At 66.3% G+C, this 20,984-nt stretch carries 18 protein-coding genes and 1 pseudogene; 10 read left to right on the top strand and 9 right to left on the bottom strand.

The features are described from left to right. Positions 1-28: 28 nt before the first annotated feature. Positions 29-2,362: a coiled-coil domain-containing protein gene (locus IEW19_RS17220; RefSeq protein WP_188572824.1), complete on the bottom strand. Its 2,334-nt coding sequence runs from the start codon at positions 2,360-2,362 to the stop codon at positions 29-31. Positions 2,363-2,681: 319 nt separating this feature from the next. Between IEW19_RS17220 and IEW19_RS17225 the strand changes: the two genes are divergently transcribed. After that, positions 2,682-3,656 carry an ABC transporter substrate-binding protein gene (locus tag IEW19_RS17225; RefSeq protein ID WP_188572825.1) on the top strand — a complete coding sequence of 325 codons (975 nt, stop codon included), beginning with the start codon at positions 2,682-2,684 and terminating at the stop codon, positions 3,654-3,656. Between the two features lie 77 nt (positions 3,657-3,733). Here IEW19_RS17225 and IEW19_RS17230 read toward each other — a convergent pair whose 3' ends face one another. After that, on the bottom strand, positions 3,734-4,432 hold the full coding sequence (locus IEW19_RS17230) for a maleylpyruvate isomerase family mycothiol-dependent enzyme (protein WP_188572826.1): 699 nt from the start codon (positions 4,430-4,432) through the stop codon (positions 3,734-3,736). 330 nt (positions 4,433-4,762) lie between these two features. Between IEW19_RS17230 and IEW19_RS17235 the strand changes: the two genes are divergently transcribed. The 4 genes from IEW19_RS17235 to catC all read left to right on the top strand — a co-directional run bounded on the left by IEW19_RS17235 (position 4,763) and on the right by catC (position 8,536). Then, positions 4,763-6,136: an MFS transporter gene (locus tag IEW19_RS17235; RefSeq protein ID WP_188572827.1), complete on the top strand. Its 1,374-nt coding sequence runs from the start codon at positions 4,763-4,765 to the stop codon at positions 6,134-6,136. Between the two features lie 75 nt (positions 6,137-6,211). Continuing rightward, on the top strand, positions 6,212-7,132 hold the full coding sequence (locus IEW19_RS17240; protein ID WP_188572828.1) for a LysR substrate-binding domain-containing protein: 921 nt from the start codon (positions 6,212-6,214) through the stop codon (positions 7,130-7,132). After that, entirely contained in the window at positions 7,129-8,229 is a 1,101-nt protein-coding gene (locus IEW19_RS17245; RefSeq protein ID WP_188572829.1) for a mandelate racemase/muconate lactonizing enzyme family protein, read from the top strand. The genes IEW19_RS17240 and IEW19_RS17245 overlap by 4 nt, the downstream gene beginning before the upstream one ends. Positions 8,230-8,257: 28 nt before the next feature. After that, complete coding sequence (gene catC / locus IEW19_RS17250; RefSeq protein ID WP_188572830.1) at positions 8,258-8,536, top strand: muconolactone Delta-isomerase; 279 nt, start codon at positions 8,258-8,260, stop codon at positions 8,534-8,536. Between the two features lie 5 nt (positions 8,537-8,541). Here catC and IEW19_RS17255 read toward each other — a convergent pair whose 3' ends face one another. From IEW19_RS17255 to benA, 5 genes are all read right to left on the bottom strand, one after another. Further along, positions 8,542-11,373 carry an AAA family ATPase gene (locus tag IEW19_RS17255; protein WP_188572831.1) on the bottom strand — a complete coding sequence of 944 codons (2,832 nt, stop codon included), beginning with the start codon at positions 11,371-11,373 and terminating at the stop codon, positions 8,542-8,544. Positions 11,374-11,424: 51 nt separating this feature from the next. Then, positions 11,425-12,252: a 1,6-dihydroxycyclohexa-2,4-diene-1-carboxylate dehydrogenase gene (locus IEW19_RS17260; RefSeq protein ID WP_188572832.1), complete on the bottom strand. Its 828-nt coding sequence runs from the start codon at positions 12,250-12,252 to the stop codon at positions 11,425-11,427. Continuing rightward, positions 12,252-13,823: a benzoate 1,2-dioxygenase electron transfer component BenC gene (benC, locus tag IEW19_RS17265; RefSeq protein WP_188572833.1), complete on the bottom strand. Its 1,572-nt coding sequence runs from the start codon at positions 13,821-13,823 to the stop codon at positions 12,252-12,254. Before benC ends, IEW19_RS17260 begins: the two co-directional genes overlap by 1 nt. 123 nt (positions 13,824-13,946) lie before the next feature. Beyond that, positions 13,947-14,483 carry a benzoate 1,2-dioxygenase small subunit gene (gene benB / locus IEW19_RS17270; RefSeq protein ID WP_188572834.1) on the bottom strand — a complete coding sequence of 179 codons (537 nt, stop codon included), beginning with the start codon at positions 14,481-14,483 and terminating at the stop codon, positions 13,947-13,949. A gap of 36 nt (positions 14,484-14,519) precedes the next feature. Continuing rightward, complete coding sequence (gene benA, locus IEW19_RS17275) at positions 14,520-15,905, bottom strand: benzoate 1,2-dioxygenase large subunit (RefSeq protein WP_188572835.1); 1,386 nt, start codon at positions 15,903-15,905, stop codon at positions 14,520-14,522. 325 nt (positions 15,906-16,230) lie between these two features. Here benA and catA point away from each other — a divergent pair, with 325 nt between their 5' ends. The 3 genes and pseudogenes from catA to IEW19_RS17290 all read left to right on the top strand — a co-directional run. After that, positions 16,231-17,115, top strand: coding sequence for a catechol 1,2-dioxygenase (catA, locus tag IEW19_RS17280; RefSeq protein ID WP_188572836.1), 885 nt, complete (start codon positions 16,231-16,233; stop codon positions 17,113-17,115). A 107-nt stretch (positions 17,116-17,222) separates the two neighbouring features. Next, complete coding sequence (locus IEW19_RS17285; protein WP_188572837.1) at positions 17,223-18,500, top strand: benzoate/H(+) symporter BenE family transporter; 1,278 nt, start codon at positions 17,223-17,225, stop codon at positions 18,498-18,500. 38 nt (positions 18,501-18,538) lie between these two features. Further along, positions 18,539-18,874: pseudogene (locus IEW19_RS17290) on the top strand (type 2 periplasmic-binding domain-containing protein); the annotation flags it as partial. A 109-nt stretch (positions 18,875-18,983) separates the two neighbouring features. On the opposite strand, the gene IEW19_RS17295 reads toward IEW19_RS17290, so the two are convergent. Beyond that, positions 18,984-19,139 carry a hypothetical protein gene (locus tag IEW19_RS17295; RefSeq protein WP_188572851.1) on the bottom strand — a complete coding sequence of 52 codons (156 nt, stop codon included), beginning with the start codon at positions 19,137-19,139 and terminating at the stop codon, positions 18,984-18,986. A gap of 22 nt (positions 19,140-19,161) precedes the next feature. Then, positions 19,162-19,572: a DUF6325 family protein gene (locus IEW19_RS17300; RefSeq protein WP_229748544.1), complete on the bottom strand. Its 411-nt coding sequence runs from the start codon at positions 19,570-19,572 to the stop codon at positions 19,162-19,164. 356 nt (positions 19,573-19,928) lie between these two features. On the opposite strand from IEW19_RS17300, the gene IEW19_RS17305 reads away from it, so the two are divergent. Further along, a complete protein-coding gene (locus IEW19_RS17305) occupies positions 19,929-20,375 on the top strand; it encodes a hypothetical protein (RefSeq protein WP_188572838.1) in 447 nt (148 codons plus the stop codon). Between the two features lie 89 nt (positions 20,376-20,464). Further along, on the top strand, positions 20,465-20,851 hold the full coding sequence (locus tag IEW19_RS17310) for an SHOCT domain-containing protein (RefSeq protein ID WP_188572839.1): 387 nt from the start codon (positions 20,465-20,467) through the stop codon (positions 20,849-20,851). Positions 20,852-20,984: the final 133 nt, after the last annotated feature.

Consider the following 20,984-nt stretch of genomic DNA (forward strand, 5'->3'; position numbering starts at 1 on the left):
ACGCCGGTCTTAATGCCAGGCGTTGGAGTCAGGCGGCGCAACCCCCCTTCGCGATGGTGGGATCGATTACTGCGATCTGCTTCTGGATGTCAGCCAGCTGGGTTTGCAGGCCAGCCACCAGCAACTTCTGTGCCTTGATCGCGTCCGTGTTGTTCCCCTTCTTCGCCTGGAGGGTCCGAAGAGTTTCCTGAGCAGCGGTGAGCTGGCTGTCGACAGTAGTCAGCTGAGACTGCAGGGATGCCAGGTTGGCTTCTGCTGCGCTGATCTGCCCGTTGAGGCTGTTGAGCTGGTCCAGCAACGGCTTCACCCGTCCCTGCAGGTCAAGGACGTTGGCTTCAGCGTCGGCTATCTGGGCATTGAGCGCAGAGATCCGGGCCACCAGGTCGTCGCCGAGCTGGTTGAGCGATGCGATCTCCGCCGCCTTCGTGGCAACGGCAGCGTTCGCGGTATCAAGAGTGGCCTGCAGTGCCGGGAGTTGATCCAGGAGCGTTGAAATTTCAGCCTTCTTGTCGTCTACTGCTGCGTTAGCTGCGGCGAGCGCCCCTTGAGCCTGGCTCAGGGCGGCGTTCTTCGCGTCGAGGACGGCCTGCTGGTCCGTAATGGCCTGCTGGGCCTGCGCCACGTTCTCGGTGAGGCCCGGGATGGCGGCCTCGAGGTCCGCCACCACCTGCTGCTGGGCCGTCACCGCGTCTGCCGCGTCTTTTGCCACCTGTTCCAGTGCCGGGAGCTGGCCCTGCAGGGTGGCGAGTTCGGCCTGCTTGCCGGCAACAGCCCCGTTGGCCTGGTTGAGGGCGTCCTGCAGCCCGGGCACCTGCGTTTTAAGGGTGGCAATGTCGTTCTGTTTTGCGGTTACTGCTGCATTGGCGGCATCCAGTGATGCCTGCAGCGGGGCTGCCTTCTGCTGCAGGCTGCTGCTTTCCTGCTGCTTTGCGGCAAGCTGCGAATTCAGCGCATCAACCTGCCCCTGCAGCGTCTTCAGGTCGCCCTGGAGGCCGGAGATGGTCGCGTTCTTGTCGGCGATCTGGCTGTTCACGCTGTTCAACTGGACCTGGAGGCCGTCGCGCTGGGCCTGGAGGTTCCTTTTCTTGATGGAGTTGCCGTTGATCGCGTCGATCTGCGTGGTCAGGTCGGCAATCTGCAGAGTCAAAGTGTCCTTCTGGGCCTGCAGCGCGGCCAGGTCCTTTTGGGCCTGGGTCAGCGCCGCTTGCTTGGCGGAAATCTGGCTGTTAACGCCCGAGACCTGGTTCTGGAGGTTGGTGATGTCAGCGTTCACGGCAGCGATCTGCGCGTTGTTGTCGGTGACGGCCTTTGCAGCTGCCGCAGCGCTGGCCTGGAGGGTCATCAGGTCCGTTTGGGCTGCGGCGATCTGGGCGTTCTTGGCGTCGAGGGCAGCTTGGGTGGTGGAAGCCGTGGCCTGCAGCCCGGTGAGCGCAGCCTGCGCCGTGGTGATCTGGTCCTTCTTGGCCGTGACTGCGGCATCTGCGGCAGCGGCAGTGTTCTGCCGGTCGGCCAACGCCTGCTGGGCGGCGGCAACTGCGTCTTTCTGGGCCTGCAGTTGTGCTGCCGCGGCGGTTCCGGCGTCCTGAAGTGCTTTCAGCTGGGTTTCGGCGTCGGTCACTGCCGCCTGTGCAGCGGTCACGGCATCGGCAGCCTGCTGGGCCTGTGAGGTCAGGGCTGCCAGTTGGTCCTTGGCTGCCCGGATCTCCGCGTCTTTGGCAGCGAAGTCGGAGGCAGCCTGCCCTGCTGCCTGCTGCAGCGCGGCAAGCTCGGTCTGGGCGGCCGCAATGGCCTGGCTGTTGGCTACCAGTTCTGCGCCCAGCGTGTCCGCCTGTTCCTTGAGGGCTGCAGAGGCAGCCTGGGCCGCCGCCAGCTCATCCTGCAGCGGCGCCAGTTGGCTCGCCACGCTTGCCCGCTGACCCTGGAGGTCGGTGAGGGCGGCGTTCGCGGCGTCAATCTGGGAGTTCAGGTTTGTTTGGGCGGCAGTCAGCTTGTCCAGTTCTGCCTGCGCCGTGGCTTGCTGGCTGTCCAGCTGTGTTTCCTGGGCGGCAAGGTCAGCCAACGCCTGGTCCGCGGCAGCCTTCTGCGCGGCCAACGCATCTGCCTGGGCCTGGAGTTTGGCCCTCTCCGCCTGCAGGGCTGCGATCGCGTCGGCGTTCTTCCTGGCCGCGGCCTTGAGGAGGTTCTCCTGGACGGCGCCGCGGTGCGCCAATTGGTTGACCACGCCGTTGCAGATGCCGGTGGCGGAGGTTGTTGCGGCAACCGCGGGTTGCACCAACACCAGGCTGGTGGCGAGCAGACCGGGAAGGACAACGGCAGCCGCGAGACGGCGGGACCGCACGGATTTGGACGGGGAAGTGCGCATGCGAGCTCCTGGTGAGACCTTGCAGCGGCCAACTCCGGCCGCCTCGTTGGATAACGGTATGTTCCGGCCCCCGGGGAGGACACGCGTACTCACCACTTGTCTTTTTGGCGCGAGTACTCGCTTTCTGCTGAATTTGTGACAGCACCGTCGGCCTGACGTCCCCGGGCAGGCGAATATGACCGTCGCAGTCCTCCGGTGAACCGCCGTTACTCCCTGTATCTCCGGGTTTCGCGGGCCTTTGATTCCCCCTCCGGGCCTGCCGGATAGTTGCTGCAAGCCGCACATTCCGCTGCATCCCCACCCCCCTCAAGGAGGAACCATGGCCCCCAAAACCAAGCTGGCCGCCGTCGTGGCCCTTGCCATCTCAGCGCTGCTGGGACTGGCTGCCTGCGCCGATCCCGGCGCCTCGGCGGCAGCACCGTCGTCGTCCGCCACCAACTCAGCCGGTAAGACCTTCAACCTGTCCCCGGAACAGGACCGTTTCAAGGTCTCAGCCGATCCTGCCGCGGCAGCGCTGGTACCGGAAGCAATCAAGGCCGACGGCAAGCTCACCGTGGTGACCACAGGCGGCGCGGCGCCGCTGAGCCTGTTCGCCACGGACAACAAGACCTTGATCGGCAGCGAGGTGGACATCGCGTACGCCGTGGGAGAGTCGCTGGGACTGGACGTGGACGTCCTTCCCGTGGCGTGGGCCGACTGGCCGCTGGGCATCGAGTCATCCAAGTACGAGGCCGTGCTCTCCAACGTGACGGTCACCGAGGCGCGCAAGGAAAAGTTCGATTTCGCCACCTACCGCAACGACCTGCTGGGCTTTTACGCCAAGAGTGACTCCGGCATCGGTGAGATCAAGGAAGCCAAGGATGTGGCGGGCAAGAAGATCATCGTGGGCTCAGGCACCAACCAGGAAGCCATCCTGGTCCGCTGGGACGAGGAGAACAAGAAGAACGGCCTGGCGCCGGTCGAGTTCCAGTATTACGACGACGACTCCGCCTCGGGCCTGGCCCTTCAGTCCGGGCGTGCGGACCTGACTTTCGGGCCCAACGCCGCCGCCGCGTACAAGGCCGCGCAGGACGGAAAGACAAAGCAGGTAGGCACCCTGAACGGGGGCTGGCCGCTGACGGCGCAGATCGCGTTCACCACCAAAAAAGGCAACGGCCTGGCCGTCGCGGCGCAGGCCGCCCTGAACCACCTGATTGACGACGGCACCTACGCCAAAATCCTGGACCGCTGGGGCCTCTCCTCCGAGGCCATCCAGAAGTCTGAACTGAACCCGGCGGGCCTGCCCAAGAAGTAAACAGCCTGCCGACGAAGGAATCCCCGCCGGGTGTGCCAGCAATTCGCCGGGTGCCCGGCGGGGATTCTTCTTTGGCTTTACCAGGCCGGCAGCACGGGCACCTGGCCTGCCACCTCAACATCTTCGGCGTCGCCGCGTGCCAGCCATTTCAGGAGGCCCTCCCGGTCCGACTCAACCCGCAGGCCGCCGTCACCGATGACCCACTCGTCGCGTTCCTCGGTAACCAGCGTCATCCCGGGCGCCCCCTTGGCCCGCATGGCGCGTACCACGGCCTCGATGGCGTTCAACAGCGAATCGGGGTCGGCCTCCTCGATGGTCCAGGCGGTTTCCAGGTCATGGTGGTGCACCACCACCTCGGCAATCCGCAGCGCCACAATCGACGTGGCCGGCAGGTCCCGCCCCCCGATCTTTACTTCCGGTGCCGCAAGTTCTCCGGTCAGCCGCTGGGCTTCACCTGCGAAAGCGGCGGCCGAGTCCCGCACTTCGGCCAGGAGCTCCTCCCGCGGCAGGGCGGCAAGGGCCCCAATAGCCTCAGAGCGCGCTTCAGGGGACGCGTACAGCTGTCGTTCCTCCCCGGAGGTGGCCCAGTCGATCAGCCCCACCAGGGCGCGTCCGCTGGATGCGACGTGGGCGATGACGTGGGCGCGGGTCCACCCTTCGCACAGCGAAGGAGCAGCCAGCTCTTCATCGGACAAGGAGGATACCGTGGCCAGGAACATGTCCGTCTCCCGGCCCAGGCGGGACAGGTCTGAGTGCAGCCGTGCTGGATTGATCATCACGCCAGCCTAACGGCGGCGCCATCTCCCCAGCTATGGTTACGGGCCGCCTGGTTCATACCGGCCGCCTATGGACTAAGACCCGCCGTCCCACCGCCGTCGGAATGCCCCCTGCCTCCGGGCACGTTTGGCCTGCTACTGCGGCATCCATCGCGAAATCTGCCCCTTTGATACGCAGGAACAGCACAATGCACCCCCGGCGGGAAACCGGGTATTTCCCTCATATGCCGCGCGTCACATTGGCTGTCAGGCTGGGTTGCCGTGGCCCCGGCGCGGATCCACCCGAATGCCGCGGCGCCTCCTCACCCGCCCCCTGAAAGGACTTGCGCCATGACACTGCCGCACCCCCAATCCACGATCTCCGGAAACCCGGGAAAGGAGACCCGGACAGCCAACTGGGTGGCATTCGTCATCTGCGCCGCCCTCCTGTTCGACGGCTACGACCTGGTGGTCTACGGCACCGTCCTTCCGGGACTGCTCGCAGACGCGGGCCAAATCGGTCATTTCGATGCAGCTACCGCCGGGCTCCTGGGGTCCTGGGCCCTCATCGGCGTACTGGTGGGGTCGCTGGCATGCGGTGCGATCGGTGACTTCTTCGGCCGCCGGCGGCTGATGCTCGCGGGCATCGCCTGGTTCTCCCTGGGCATGTTCGCCACCGCCCTGGCCACGGACGTCACTGCCTTCGGCGCCCTCCGGTTTGCCACCGGGCTGGGCCTGGGCGTCGTCATCGCCAGCGCCGGCGCCACCATGGCCGAGTTCGCACCAGCGGGACGGCGGCAGTTCTACAACGCCATCGTGTACTCCGGGGTCCCCGCGGGCGGCGTGCTGGCTTCCGTCCTGGGCATCGCATTCCTGGACAGCATCGGCTGGCGCGGCCTCTTCATCATCGGATCCCTGCCCCTCCTGGTCATCCTGCCCATTGCCTGGCGGAAGCTTCCGGAATCCCCGCGGTGGCTGTTGGCCCGCGGCCGGGAAGAAGAAGCCCTGGCCGCGGCATGGCGCACCGGGGTGCCGCTCGCCGAAGAGCAGGTGACCCGGGAGGCCGGCGCCGCCCCCCGGAAATCCGGGTTCGCCGCCGTCTTCTCCCGCCAGTTCGCCGTGGCATCCATCCTGCTGGGACTGATGTCCTTCTGCGGGCTCCTCCTGACCTACGGCCTCAACACGTGGCTGCCCAAGATCATGGAGGGCTACGGTTACGGCCGGACCTATGCCCTGTTTTTCCCGCTGGCCCTGAACCTCGGCGCCGTGGTGGGCGGACTGGTAGCCTCCCGGATGGCCGACCGGAACGGACCGCAGCGGGTTATCGCTGCCACGTTTGCCCTCGCCACCATTTCCCTTGGACTGATGACCTTCAGCTTCCCGCTGCCGCTGCTCTTTACCTTCATCGCCACCGCAGGGGTGGGAACCCTGGGCACCCAGGTGCTGGTCTACGGTTTCCAGTCGAACTTCTTCACCACCAATGCCCGTGCAGCCGGCGTTGCCTGGTGCGCCAGCGTGGGCCGGCTGGGCGGGGTCCTGGGGCCGATCATCGGCGGCTGGCTTGCAGCGGCGGGGGTCGGCGGGGCAACAGCCTTCTACATTTACGGCGCAGTGGCCCTGCTCGGCGGCGCCGTCACCATCCTGGTACCGCGCCAGCATCGGCTGGAGGAAGCCCTGCCCGTCGTCGACGAGCCTCAAGATTACGTCGAAAAAGTATCTAAGTAAGGCTTTTTATGGTTATTCTATGAATCAATGAGGCCGCACCGCGCCTCACCCGCACGTCGGAGAGGTGGCAGCGCAATGGAGATCAGGCAGCTGAACTACTTCATTGCGGTCGCGGAGGAGCGGCATTTCGGCAGGGCGGCCAAGCGTCTGCACATGGCGCAGCCGCCGCTCTCCCAGCAGATCCGCCAACTCGAAGACCAGCTGGGCGTCCAGCTCCTCAACCGCACCACCCGCCGGGTGGACCTGACGGCGGCGGGCCAGCTCCTGCTGGACCGCGGCCGCCAGATCGTCAACGACGTCGAGACGCTCCGCGCGGATGTCTACCAGGTGGGCAAGGGCGCCACCGGCGTCCTCCGGGTGGGGTTCTCGGGCTCGGCAACCTACGGCGTCATGCCCCGGATCGCGCGGCTCACGAAACAGGTCCTTCCCGGCCTGTCGCTGGCGCTGAACGGAGAGATGCTGACGCCGTCCATGGAAGCGGGCCTGCGGAACGGAACCCTGGACGCGGCACTGCTGCGTCCCCCCGTGGCGTCCGAGGAGATCGACTACCGCGTGGTCACCCAGGAACCACTCGTCGTCGCGCTTCCCTCCTTCAGCGCACTGGCGGTGGACCGGCCCGTGGCCATGCACGAACTGCAGGACCAGGACTTCATCGCCTACGCACCGGAGTCCGTGCTGAACCGCATCACCTCGGACCTCTGCCGCCAGGCAGGTTTCCAGCCGCGGATCACGCAAGTGGTAGGTGAGACCTCCACAATGCTGGCGTTCGTGGCCGCGGGCGGCGGCATCGCCGTCATGCCGTCCAGCGTGCGCGCCTTCCAGCTCGAGGGCGTCGCGTACCGGGAAATCGACAATGTTCCCCCTGTGGAACTCGCCGTCGCGTGGCTGCGCGGCCACCGGTCCGCACTGCTGCAAAACTTCCTGGACATCGTGGCCACGGCAACCGCTGATGCCACCACCCCCGCTCCCGCTGATGAAAGGCTCCTCCCATCATGAAGATCGCAGCCATCGAGGCGATCCCCTACTCGATCCCGTACCGGCACCCGCTCCATTTCGCCTCCGGCTCCGTCCACGAGGCCGACCACGTCCTGGTCCGTGTCCACACCGACGACGGCGTGGTGGGAACCGCAGACACCCCGCCCCGCCCGTACACCTACGGTGAGACGCAGAAATCCATCGTCGCGGTGGTGCAGGATGTCTTCGCCCCGCAGTTGGTGGGCGTTGACGTCTTTGACCGGGAAAAGATCCAGGCCGTGATGGCACGGACCATCCACAACCAGACGGCCAAGGGCGCGGTGGACATTGCCGTCTGGGACGTCATCGGCAAGACCCTGGGGCAGCCCGTGACCAAGCTGCTGGGCGGCTACACCGACTCGCTGCGCGTCTCCCACATGCTCGGATTCAAACCCGCCAAGGAACTCCTGGCCTTGGCCCTGGAGTTCCGGGAAACCTACGGCATCAACACCTTCAAACTGAAGACCGGCCGCCGTCCGCTGAACCTGGACATCGAGGCCGCCAGGGTGCTGCGGGAAGGCCTGGGCGAAGACGCCGAGCTGTACATGGACGCCAACCGCGGCTGGACAGCCAACGAGGCCGCCGAGGTGCTGCGCCGCACCGCCGACCTCGGCCTGCAGTTCCTTGAGGAACCGGACGACGCCCGCGAAGTCCTGGGCCGCCGGCGCCTGGTCACGAACTCCCCCATTCCCATTGCCGCGGATGAATCCGCCGCCAACCTGGGCGAGGCGGCCCGCGAAATCCTCACCGGGGGGGCCAACCTGCTGTCCGTCAAGACCGCACGGTCCGGCTTCACCGAGGCCGCCAAGATCGTTGGCATGGCCGAGGGCATGGGCATCGATGTCTACATCGGCAACCAGATCGACACCCAGGTGGGCACCGTCGCCTCCGTGGTGTTCGGCGCAGCGTTCGCCCACACCGCCAAGCGTGCGGCGGAGCTGTCCAACTACCTCGATATGACCGATGACCTGCTGGCCCAGCCACTGGCCATCACGGACGGCCGGATCCATGTTCCCGAGGGTCCCGGCGCGGGCACCGACGTGGACGACGACAAGCTCGCCCACTACCGCACCGACTGACACCCATCCCTTCCACCGAGAGGTCACCATGAAGTACCTGGTCCATATGGACGTCAACCTGCCCGCCGGCATGCCCGCCGAAGAAGCCGCCGAAATCAAGGCACAGGAGAAGGCCTACTCCCAGGAACTGCAGCGCTCCGGCAAATGGCCTGAGATCTGGCGGGTGGTAGGCGAATACGCCAACTACTCCATCTTCGACGTCGAATCGAACGATGAGCTGCACGGCATCCTGCAGGGCCTTCCCCTGTTCCCGTACATGGACATCACCGTGGTCCCGCTGGCCAAGCACCCTTCGGACGTGAAGTAGCCGGCTCAGTCCTTGGCCCGGAACGCGGCCGCTAGTTCGCTGCGTGACCGGATTCCCATCTTCCGGTAGAGCCTGGTGAGGTGGTACTGCACCGTCTTTTCGGCCAGGAACAGGGCCCGGGCCGCCTCCTTGTTGGTTGCCCCCGCAGCCACCAGCTCGGCCACGGCCTGTTCCTGTGCCGTGAGCTGTTGATGGTGGCTGCCCACCGCAGAAAGCACCGGGTCAGCCGGGTCCGGCAGGTTCCCCACGTCCAGGCCTGTGGCCTTCAGCTCGCGGTCGCACCGTTCCACGTATGTGGCCGCGCCAAGGGTGTCATACAGGTCCCGCGCCGCCCGCAGCACCGATGAGGCCAGGCGGCGCTTTCCGGCCCGGCGCATGCTTTGCCCGAACGCGAAACTGATCCGTGCCCGCAGATAGGGGCGGTTGAGCCCGCGGAGGTGCCCCAGCGCCGCCTCGAAGTACTCCCTTGCCATGTCCGGGTCCCCCTGCGCGGCCAGCAGCCGGCCCCTGGCCCACGCCACGCGGGCCAGGTCGGAGGGGACCTCCCGCTCGCGGTGAACTGCCTCGAACGCGGTGAGGAACGTATTGGCGGCATCCAGCTTGTCGGTCATGACCAGGGCGTTGACGTAGGTGTCCTGCCAGGGCCAGAAGGACACCCGTTGATCGGTCCAGGGGTCCAGTTCCGCCAGCGGCTGCATGGCAGCCAGGGCACTTTCGTAGTCCGCCCGTGCCTCGTGGAAGCGGGCGCGCGCCAGGCTGGCCGGGACCTGCATGGCGCGGTAGGTTCCCGGCTGCACCGCGGCCTGCGAGACGTAGTAGCGTGCGCGGTCCCAGTCGCCCCGCATGGACCACAGCTCGGCGGCCGTCCAGTACAGCAGCGGCCGGATCAGCGGCATCCGCGAGGTCTCCAGCCGGACGCTTGCCCGGGAGATGGTGGCGGCAGCGGCGTCCCAGTTGCCCAGCACTAGGTGGGTGCGGGCCAGCCAGGCCTCGGCCCACAGGGAGATCCGCAGCGATCCCCCGCGGTACTCGGTAGGGGCGGCCGACTCAAAATTCACCAGCGCGAATTCAGCGTTGTCCAGGCGCAAGGCCAGCCAGCCGGCGCCCATCTGCACGCGCTGCTTCTGGGCATTCTCGGCGGCCTGGGCGGAGGCCCGCTGGTAGGAGGCCTCGGCGTCCGCTATCCGGCCCTGGGCATAAAGACCCAGGCCGTAAATGGCCTCGGACTCGATATGCGCCGGAGTTCCGGGCTCCGTGAGCGCCATGGCGCGTTCGGCCCAGCCGGTAATCATTGGACCGTCCCAGGAGGCCACCCCGTGGAGGACGAAGCGCTGGGCCACCTGCGCTGCCGCGGCGGGTTCATGCTGCGGATTGCTGGTGCGCCAGGCCATTTCCAGCTGGCTTTGGGCGCTGTCGTTCTGGCCGGACACCGTGGACAGGTATCCCAGCACCGAGGAGCGCAGGGGCGACGGCGGCAGGGCATCCACCGCCCCGGCCCAGGCCTGTGCCTGCGCCACATTGCCGGAGCCCACCAGGGCGTCGACGGCTTTCAGGAGCCGGAGGTTCCGGGCGCGGACATCAGGGGACAGCCGCGAGGCGGAGAACAGCGCGGTGGAGGCATCCTGCCACGCCCCAACCGTGGCCTGCCGCCGCGCGAACTCTTCCAGTTCCGCGGCCAGGGTTTCGTCTGCGGCCGGGGTGGCGGCAACCCGGTGGCCCAGCTGTTCGCCCTCGGACTGGACGGCTTCGGCGGCCTTCCTGTGCAGGGCGATGCGCCGGCTTGGGACGATCTGTTCGTAGACGGCTTCCGCGGTTCCGGGTTCCAGGAAGGCGACGGCGGAGCGGGACTGGTCTACGGACAGTCCGAGCAGCCCCGCACGGTGCCCCTCATCGAGTGCGGGCATGGCGGATTCCAGGCCGCCCACCGTGGCCACCTCAGCCAGGCCAGCGCCGGGCCCGAGCACCGCTGCGGCCTCCGCGGCGGCGACCAAGGCTGGGGACGCGGCGGCCAAGACGCTGCGGACCCTGGCGCGCACCCGGGAGGTGGGCGGCAGGGACGGGAACCACGACTGCCACGTCTCCGGCGGCAGCTCGCGGAGCAGCTCCACGATGGACTGGGCAATGCCGCCGGTGTGCGTCACCAGGCCGTGGGCCGCCGTCGCGCTGAGGTCCAGGCCGAACAGGTTTCGGGCCATGTCCTGGACCTGCTGCGGCGAGAGGGGTTCCAGCGGAATGCGGACCACCTGGTGGCCGGTGAGGAAGTCGAGCACGCCGGCGGGGACACGGGGCGCGTCCACAGGGTTGAGGGTCAGCAGGAACAGGACCCGCTTGTCGTGCAGCCTGCGCATGACGAAGGTGAGGATGCGCAGGCTCGCCTCGTCGAGCTTGTGGACGTCGTCGACGGCGACCACCACGCTGCCGTGCGTCTGCAGGCCTTCGAGATGGGTGCTAAGGGTGGAGGCGTAGTTGACCACCTGGTCCGGGGTAAGGGAGGCGACGGGCCCCGGCGCCAGGGCCGGGCCGCCGTCGTAATCCTTTGCCGTCCGGAGCGGCAGGGTCCGCATGAGCTGGGAGTAGCCTGCCAGGGCGAACTGCGCCTCCCAGTCGTCCCCCATGGCGGACAGCACGCGGACGCCACGGGCGGCAGTCCGGCAGTGGTCAAGGAAGAGTTCCAGGAGCGCGGTTTTGCCGGAGCCGGAGGGCCCGGAGAGGACCACGGTTCCCACTTTGCCCTTGCGGACGGTGCGGAGGATTTCCAGCAGCTGCTCGAACGCCGCGGCCCGGCCCGCCAGCGGGAAGTCCTCCGCCATTTCGCCCTGGGTGGAGCCCGCTGTCATGGCCGCAATCCTACCGGAGCGGCGCGGGCGCCCCGCGTCCAGCACAGACCCTTACCCCAGGTCACCGCCGGCCACCGGGAGGATGCTGCCGGTCAGGTAGGACGCCTCGTCCGAGGCAAGGAACACGATGGGCGCCGCCTGCTCGTCCAGGGTGCCGTAGCGCTTCATGAACGAGGACTCCACCGTCTGGTCAACGATGGTTTGGTACCAGTCCTTCTCGGTGGCGGATTCGGCTTCCGGCCCGCGCTTGACCTTGCGCGGCGGGGCTTCCGTGCCGCCCGGGGCGGTGGCCACCACGCGGATGCCGCGCCCGGCCACCTCCATGGCCAGCGACTGGGTCAGGGCGTTCACGCCACCTTTTGCCGCGGCATAGGGCACCCGGTGCATTCCCCGGGTGGCTACCGAGGAGACGTTCACGATCGTGCCGGAGCCCTGCTCCATCATGGTCGGCAGGACCGCCCGGCAGGTCCAGAGCGTGGGAAAGAGCGAGCGGCGGATTTCCTTCTCGATCTTGTCCTCGTCGTACTCCTGGTAGGGCCGGGCCCAGATGGTCCCGCCCACGTTGTTGACCAGGACGTCCACCCGCCCGTGGGCCGCGAGCGCGGTTTTGACGGCCCGGGTGGCACCGGCGAAGGTCTCCAGGTCCGCGGTCACGGACGTGGCCGAGCCGCCCGAACCCGACACCTTGGCGGCCTGGTCGATGCCGCGGGCAACGTCGTGGACCAGGTCCGCGCGGTCCACCAGGACCACTGCGCCGCCCTCGGCCCCGATGCGTTCGGCCACTTTCTGGCCGATACCCTGGGCGGCACCGGTGACGACGGCGACCTTGCCGCCGAACCTGCCCGGGGTCACGTATTGCCCGGCGTACGGCGCAGCCATCAGTGTGCGGCCTTGGCGTCGATGGCACCGACCATGGTCCCCTTGGCATCCTGGGCGTGGGCCATGATGACTTCGCGCAGCCTGGTTTTGTCCCCGCGTTCAAAGGCGTCGACGACGTCAAGGTGGTCCTGCGTGACGCGCTCGAAGATCGGCGTGCCGGCTTCGAAGGCCGCGGCCATCTGGGCGTGGACGTCCAGGCGGCGGTAGGACTCCAGGAGCATCGGGTTGTCACAGATCGTGAAGAGGTACTCGTGGAATTCCTCGTTGGTGCGGGCAAACACGTCGGGATCGGTGATGTTCCCGCCCTGTACCGAACCGGTGGTGGCCTCCGCGAGCCGGCGGAACTGGCGCAGCTGCTCCTCGCTGAGCCTTCCCAGCAGCAGTTCGCTGACCGCAAGCTCCAGGCCCATGCGGGCATCGAGCTGGGCGAAGCTGTCCTCCTTGCGGAAATCCAGCCGGCCGGTCTCCAGCGAGGACACAGCCTCGCCGCGCGTCATGGTGTCGCCTTCGGCCTGGATCTTCCCGGCCGGTGCCGGGGCGCCGGTTTCGGCGTCGCCTCCGGTGGTCTCCTTCGGCGCGAAACGTTCGAAGTAGAAATTGGCGGGCTTGATGCCTTCGGTGTCCAGCCATTTGGAGACGGCGTTGACCATGGGGGGCGGGCCACAGAGGTAGATGTCCACGTCGCCGTCGTTGAGGTGCTTCGGTTCGATGATCTGCGTGACGTATCCGGTGTGCGGGGCGGAGGTGCCGGGTTCGGAGGCGATGTAGTCCCAGGTGAAGCCCGGCAGTTTCGCCTCATAGGCGCGGAGCCAGTCCAGGCCCACGATGTCGGCTTCGCGGGTGAGCCCGTAGATCAGGTGGACCGGGCTGGACGGCGGGTTTTCGGCGAGCTTTTCCAGGATGGACAGCAGCGGGGCCAGTCCGGTGCCGCCGGCCAGGAGCAGCAGGGGCCGCTTCGGTTCGCGCAGGAAGAAGGATCCGAACGGGCCGGTGAACTCGATGGCGTCGCCGACTGCGGCGCGGTCGCGCAGGTATTCGGACATCGCGCCCTGCGGAGTCACGCGGACCATGAAGGATGCGTCCTGGACGTCGGGGCCGCTGCTGAAGGAGTAGGAGCGCTCGGCGTCGGTGCCGGGAACCTTGAGGTTGACGTACTGTCCGGGGAGGAAAGCCAGCGCATCCCGGTTGGCCACGTCCAGGGTGAAGGACACCGTGGTGTCCGTGTGCCGGTTGAGCTCCTTGATGGTGGAGCTGAAGGTGGCGGCCGCCGTCTTGGCCGATTCGGACGTGGCCGGGATCTGGATGGCCAGGTCGGACTCCGGAACGGCCTGGCAGGTCAGCAGGTAGCCCTTTTCAAGCTCCTCCTCGGTCATGGCGTCGTCGATGTAGTCACCGGGGTCGAAGGAGCCGGAATCGCAGAAGGCCTTGCAGGTGCCGCAGGCGCCGTCCCGGCAGTCCGACGGAATGTTGATGCGCGCCTTGTAGGCCGCGTCCATGACGGTCTCATAGTCGCCGACCTTGATGACTTTGGTGACGCCGTCTTCGAAGCTGAGGGCTACTTTGTGGCCCATGGGGTCCTCCTGACTGGCCGGGCGCGTCGTCGCGTCCCGGTAAAAGTTGTGGCGTGCCCGGCGGGCACGGGGTGGGAGCTGCCGTGCGGCGCCCGTACGTCCTGGGCGCCGGCTGCAGGCAGGTCAGATCATGTAGACGTCCACCACATGGTGGATGTAGTCGTTCTTCAGGACCACTTTCTTCTTCAGGATCACCGGCTGGGAACCGGAAAGGTCCACCGTGTAGTAGCTGGTGCCGAAGTAGGTGTCCGTCGTGTTGTAGCGGAAGTAGAGCGTGAACCAGTTGAAGCGCACCTCCACCTTTCCGCCGTCGTTCGCCAAAACCTCGACGTCCGTGATGTTGTGGCCCGTGCGCGGCTCCGGGAGGGAGGTGGCTGATGACCTGTCGGTCTTGACCCGGAACACCCGGTCCTCGATGCCGCCGCGGTTGTCGTAGTAGATCAGGGAGATCTCGTTCTGGGGATCCTGCGTCAGCTGGTCATCCACGTCCCAGGCCGGCATCCAGAATTCGGAGTCCGGGTGGTAGCACTCCAGCCATTCATCGAACTGGCGGTCGTCCAGCAGGCGGGCTTCCCGGTAAAGGAACGCCCGGACGGTTTCGAGGGTTGCAATGTCCTCCGGAGTCTTTGGGACCGGGGCGGTGTGGGTCAGGTTGGTCATGGGTACTGCGCTCTCTGTAGTTCCGGGTGGGCTCTGTCAGGCGGTGACGGGGACGGATTCCAGCGCCGAACGCTCCTCTTGCTCCGCCAGGGCCCGGTCCATGACTTCCTTCCAGTACCCGTGCTGGATGGGGTAGAGCCCTTCGTCTTCGGTGCGCACGCCGGAAGCGATCACCCGGGTCATGCCCAGGGCCTGCGCCTGCTCGTCCGGGCCGACGATCTCGTGGGTGGAGCCGCGGGTCATGTCGTTCCACGGGGCGCTGGTGGCCCAGTAGGTCTTGTTGCAGGAGCGGAATTCCTCAAGGTCGTCCGGCGTGGCCATGCCAGTGGCGTTGAAGAAGTCCTCATACTGGCGGATGCGCTTGGAACGGTTCTCCTGGGACTCCCCCTTGGGGGCGATGCAGTAGATGGTCACCTCCGTCTGATCAGCGGAAATAGGCCGGAAGTGGCGGATCTGCGACGAGAACTGGTCCATGATGTAGACGTTCGGGTACAGGCACAGGTTGCGGGAGATGTTGATCATGAAGTTGGCCATCTCCTCGCCGTACTTGGCCACAAGTTCGTCGCGGCGGTCCCAGAGCGGGCGGTCCTGGGGGTTGGTCCATTCCTGCCACAGGAGCAGGTGCCCGTGGTCGTAGGAGTAGAAGCCGCCCTTGACCTTGCCCCACTTGCCGGCATCCATGGCCTTGGTCTTGTTGGCGGAGTCTCCGGCGCTGCGGCGGGCCGTGGTGGCCGCGTAGTTCCAGTGCACGGCCGTGACGTGGTAGCCGTCCGCGCCGTTCTCGGCCTGGACCTTCCAGTTGCCGTCATAGGTGTAGGTAGAGGAGCCGCGCAGGACTTCCAGGCCTTCCGGTGACTGGTCGACGATCGAGTCGATGACCTTGGTGGCATCGCCCAGGTGCTCCTCGAGCGGGAGCACGTCGGCCTTCAGCGAACCGAAGAGGAAGCCGCGGTAGGACTCGAATCGGGCCACCTTGGTGAGGTCGTGCGAGCCTTCCTTGTTGAAGGTCTCGGGGTAGCCGGCGTTCCGGGAGTCCTTGACCTTCAGCAGCTCCCCGGAGTTCTTGAAGGTCCAGCCGTGGAACGGGCAGGTGAAGGTGGTGCGGTTGTCCGTCTTGCGGCGGCACAGCATGGCGCCGCGGTGCGAACAGGCGTTGACCAGGCAGTTCAGCTTCCCGTCCTTGTCCCGGGTGATCATCACGGGGGTGCGGCCGATGTAGGTGGTGAAGTAGTCGCCCACGTTGGGGATCTGCGACTCGTGGGCGAGGTACACCCAGTTGCCTTCGAAGATGTGCTTCATCTCGAGTTCGAAGATCTCCTGATCGGTGAAGATCTCGCGCTTTGCCCGGATGACGCCGTTCTCGCGGTCGTCGATCACGGCGTCGGCAAGGACCTCGCGGGCATGGATCAGGTTCTCGGTCATGGCGTGCTCCCTCATTGGAGATTGCTGGACGGATGGGCGGAGGTCCACTCGGGAAGAGGCTTCGGCAGCGGACGTTGTCCAGCAATTCTTGCCGCTCGTGATTGGCCTCACATCAGGTAAATACCTAGGTTTCACCAAGGGTGTCTTTATGTACCGATAATGACTCAAAAGATGCCTAGTTGATATTTGTAGCGTCCTTATCCGGGGCCTACGATTGAGACCGACATCACGCGGTGCGGCGCAGGACACAACGACTGGCCCCGCAGCCCGCGTCGGGTACAGGAGCCCTTCCTGTCCCCATTCAATGAGGAAGGTGGAAATCGTCATGACCCAAACCCCAACGGACAGCCGCACGGAAAACGAAGGCACCGCCGTCGAAGCAGGGACCAAGGCAACCGAGCGGTTCGCAGCGTCGGGCAAGCTCTCCAAGGTGGAAGTGCCCAAGGAACGGGTGAGCCTGCTTGCCGGAGCGCTGATCAAGGCCGCCAACGACATCGTCGAGGAACACCAGGTCACCTACGAGGAATACAACGCGCTCAAAGCCTGGCTGATCAAGGTTGGGACGGACGGCGAATGGCCGCTGTTCCTTGACGTCTGGATTGAGCACACCGTTGAGGACGTCAACTCCCAGGACCGCCCCGGCACCGTGGGCACCATTGAGGGCCCCTACTACGTTCCCAATTCCCCGGAACTCCAGACGCCCGCCACCGTGGAGATGCGCGAGGACGAGGAGGGCACTCCCCTGCGCTTCGGCGGCCGTTTCACTGACACGGACGGCAACGCAATCCAGGGTGCACAGGTGGAGATCTGGCACGCAGACAGCGCAGGGTTCTACTCCCAGTACGCCCCCGGGCTGCCCGAATGGCTCTTCCGCGCCACCGTCAAGGCAGGCGACGATGGCCGGTTCGAAATCAACACCATGCGCCCGGCCCCGTACCAGATCCCCACGGACGGGGCCTGCGGCCAGCTCATCAACGCTGCAGGGTGGCACGCCTGGCGGCCGGCCCACATCCACATCAAGGTGTCCGCGCCCGGTTACCAGCCCGTCACCCAGCAGCTGTACTTCCCCGGCGACCCCCACAACGCTGACGACATCGCCTCGGCCGTCAAGCCTGAACTGATGCTGGACCCCCGGCCCCGCACGGACGGCGGCGCAGGCGAAGAGGTTGCTTACGACTACGTCCTTGCCAAGGAAGGCCAGCACAAGTAGGCGTTTCCCGTTCAGCAGTGCCGGCGGCCGTACCGGCCCGGCAAATAGGCGTTCCGGGTGCAAACCCGGAACGCCTATACTGATGCAGCCACTTGCCAGGAGCCCCCATGCCGCAACCACGCCAGGACCCATCCACCCTTCCGGAAGCTGCCGTGGCCACGGCCCCACAGCCCCTCCTGGAGCGTCCGCAGCTTCCTCCCGCCACGGCGCGCCGGTTCTTCCATGATGCTGGCCTGCCTTATGTTTCCAACGGCCTGATCGGCCTGATTTTTGCCGCCTCCGGCCCCATCGCGGTAACGCTTGCCGTGGGGGCGGCTGGCGGACTGACCCAGGGGCAACTCGCGTCCTGGGTGTTCGGCATCCTGTTCTCGGGCGGAGCCGCCACGGTATTGATGTCACTGCTCTATCGCCAGCCGCTGGGCTTCGCATGGTCAATTCCGGGCACCGTCCTCCTGGGCCCCTCGCTGCAGCACCTGTCGTTTCCCGAGGTGGTGGGGGCCTTCTTCACGTCCGGCCTCCTGATCCTCGCCTTGGGCGCCAGCGGACTTGTCCGCCGGGCCATGGCGCTAGTCCCGATGCCGATCGTGATGGCCATGGTGGCGGCCGTGTTCCTGAAATTCGGCACCGACATCGTCGCCGCGACCCAGGCAGATCCCGTGGTGGCGGCGCCAATGGTGGCAGCCTTCCTGCTCCTCACCGCCGTGCCTGCCCTGGGCAGGTTCCTTCCCCCGGTGCTGGGCACGCTGGTAGTGGGCTGCATCGCCGTGGCGGCCAGCGGGCAGTTCTCCCTGGGGGAAGCCGGCCCCGTCCTGGCCACCCCGGTGTTCACGATGCCGGAATTCACCTGGGCCGCGCAGGTGGAACTTGTCATTCCCCTGGCCCTCACCGTGTTGTTCGTCCAGAACGGCCAGGGCATCGCCGTCCTCCGTGCCGCCGGGCACCGGCCCCCTGTCAACGCCTTCGCCATCGTCTCGGGCGTGTTTTCCCTCGTCAATGCCGCATGCGGAGCCGTCTCAGCGTGCGTGACGGGCCCCACGAACGCCCTGATGACCGCCTCGGGCAGGAGGCAGCGGCAGTACACGGCCGCCGCCGTCTATGGCCTCCTTGCCATGGCTTTTGCCCTCCTGGCCCCCACCTTCACCCGGTTCATGCTCGCCACGCCCAAGGAGTTCATCCTCGCGTTGGGTGGCATCGCCATGCTGCGGGCACTCCAGCAGGCCTTCGTGTCCGCGTTCGCCACCGACTTCACCCTGGGCTCGCTGGTGACGTTCGTGGTGACCATCTCAGGCCTGAGCCTGTTCAACATCCATCCGGCATTCTGGGGCCTGGTCCTCGGCTACGGAGTGTCACGCCTGCTGGAGCCCACGCACCACGCACGCCTCTGAGGCGGTCCGTAAGATGCCGCCGGAATGTGACCGTCGCAGTCCAGTTCCAGTATTACGACGACGACTCCGCCTCGGGCCTGGTCCTTCAGTCCGGGCGGGCGGACCTGACCTTCGGGGCCAACGCCGCCGCCGCGTACAAGGCCGCGCAGGACGGAAAGACAAAGCAGGTAGGCACCCTGAACGGTGGCTGGCCGCTGACGGCACAGATCACGTTCACCACCAAGAAAGGCAACGGCCTGGCCGTCGCGGCGCAGGCCGCCCCGAACCACCTGATTGACGACGGCACCTAAGCCAAAATCCTGGACCGCTGGGGCCTCTCCTCCGAGGCCATCCAGAAGTCCGAACTGAACCCGGCGGGCCTGCCCAAGAAGTAAACAAGCTGCCGACGCAGGCGCTCATCAAGAGGTCTTGGGGCTTTGGGTGTGCATGACCCCCACAGGGTCATGCACACCGGTGGAGAGCAGGTATCCGGCTCCGTGGTCTTCAGTCGCGGCGGTCGCGACGTTCCTCGCGGCGCTCGTCGCGGTCGTCCCGCCGGTCTTCCCGGCGGTCCATGCGACGGTTAATCCCGTGGGCGACTACAACGGCCCCGCCCACTGCGGCGACGGTCCTGCGCCTGCGTCGTGCTGCCAGTGGCATGTCAGGTTCCTTCCTTCATTCCTTAAGCGGACTGGGCTTCGGCGCCGGCGTCGGCCTCGAAGGCGGCGATGACGGCCTGGGTGGCGAGCTGGCCGCCGGCCTTGCGGACGGCCGTGCCGAACGGGGCAGCCCACTGGTTCTCCCAGACGAGCACGGCGGCGGAGTGGCCGGGCTGGATCGTCTCGGCCAGGTCCATGACGTCCTGCTCAGAGAGCACCAGGGCCAGGTCCGCCTCGGCCGTGCGCAACTCGCCGAGTTCGCTCGGATCGAGGTCGGAGATCTCCGCCGTTTCAAGCGTGCCGTCCTCGGTCTTCCGCAGGAACACCATGTCGAGCACCCTGATCAGCTCACGGTTGACCAGGTCCTCCAGAAATGGCGCGATCTGGCCTTTGCCGAAGTCGGGCCCGGGAAACTCCACGACGAGCCAGTCCACGGCCCTAGTTCATCCATCGTCTCAGCCATGCTGATGACCTCCGTTTCTCATTGGGACAAGGCGATCGGACGGACCGCCACAATTCCATCCTCTGCTCCCGGTGGGGTGCGGCGCCTCACCCGCACCGGGTGACCGGTCCGCGGCTCGCGGCGCACCGGCAGCAGGCCCAGGCCGGGTACCGGAAGCTGGCGCGGGTCCCGCGCGGGCACGCAAATTATGGCGGTTAGATCCCGGTGTTAGCCCCCACGGATCATCTTTTCCGAATGAGGTCCGCGCCCCCGGTTCGGACACAAAATGGTCGTACCTGCCGGTGGCAGGGCCACTGGCAGGTACTTATTTTCGGAAAGGAGGCTCCAATGTCGAGACCGCACCCGATCCTGGCAGGATCGATCGCACTCGGGGCAGCTGTCACACTGCTCACGGGCTGCAGTCCTTCCAGCCCCGGCACGAGCGTCAGCAGCGCCAAAGCGGAGAAGAACGTTTCGCAGGCCTGTGCTGCCGCCAGCGCCTATGCCGCAGCCCTGACAAACTTCAAGCAGACGCTTAAGCCGGATGCCACGGTGGGTCAGGTCAATTCGGCCCAGGATCAGGTCGTGAAGACTTACAACGATCTAATCAAGGCGAGCCAGGACGTCACCAAGGACGAGGTGAATGCCGTTGAGGCGGCCGAAGCCAAGTTCGTCCGCGCAGTCAAAGCTGTTCCGGACGACGCCACCCTGGCCCAGGCGGTCAACTCCTTGCGGGATGAAGCAGCTAACGTCCAGGCGGCGCTCAGCGACCTTCAGACGGCGGCCAAGTGCTAAGACCCGGAAACCTCCGGAAAAACACGCATCTGGCCTAGCACCCCCATCGCTCCGCGCCAGACGCTTCAATTGAAAGCAGGGAAGTCAAAATGAGTTTCTGGGAAAACTTCTGGAACCTTGTGTGGTGGTTCTTTTGTTTCTATGCGTTCTTTGCCTTCCTCTGGGCATTGTTCGCCGTCTTTGGGGACCTGTTCCGCGATGACAAGCTGAATGGCTGGTGGAAGGCCCTCTGGATCGTCTTCCTGGCCTTTGTGCCGTTCTTGGGCCTGCTGGTCTATTTGATCGCACGCGGTAAGGGCATGACCGAGCGGTCCATGCAACGGGCGCAGATGAACAGGGAGGCCGCGGACTCGTACATCCGCAGCGTCGCTACAGCGAGCCCAACCGAGGAGATCGCCAAAGCCAGGGCTCTACTGGCCTCTGGAACCATCAGCACCGATGAGTTCGACAGGATCAAGGACAAAGTACTTGCCTGACAGCAATTGAACCCTGACGTGCCCGGCTGGCTAAGTGGTGGCAGCCGCCCCGAACCCACGGCGGCTGAAACCCCATCGCAGTCTCCCCCAGACATGTAAAGTGCACTCCCCACCGGTTAGGCAATAGTCTGGC

Origin of the sequence: Arthrobacter liuii (genome assembly GCF_014639275.1) — a bacterium.
Classification (GTDB): Bacteria; Actinomycetota; Actinomycetes; order Actinomycetales; family Micrococcaceae; genus Arthrobacter; species Arthrobacter liuii.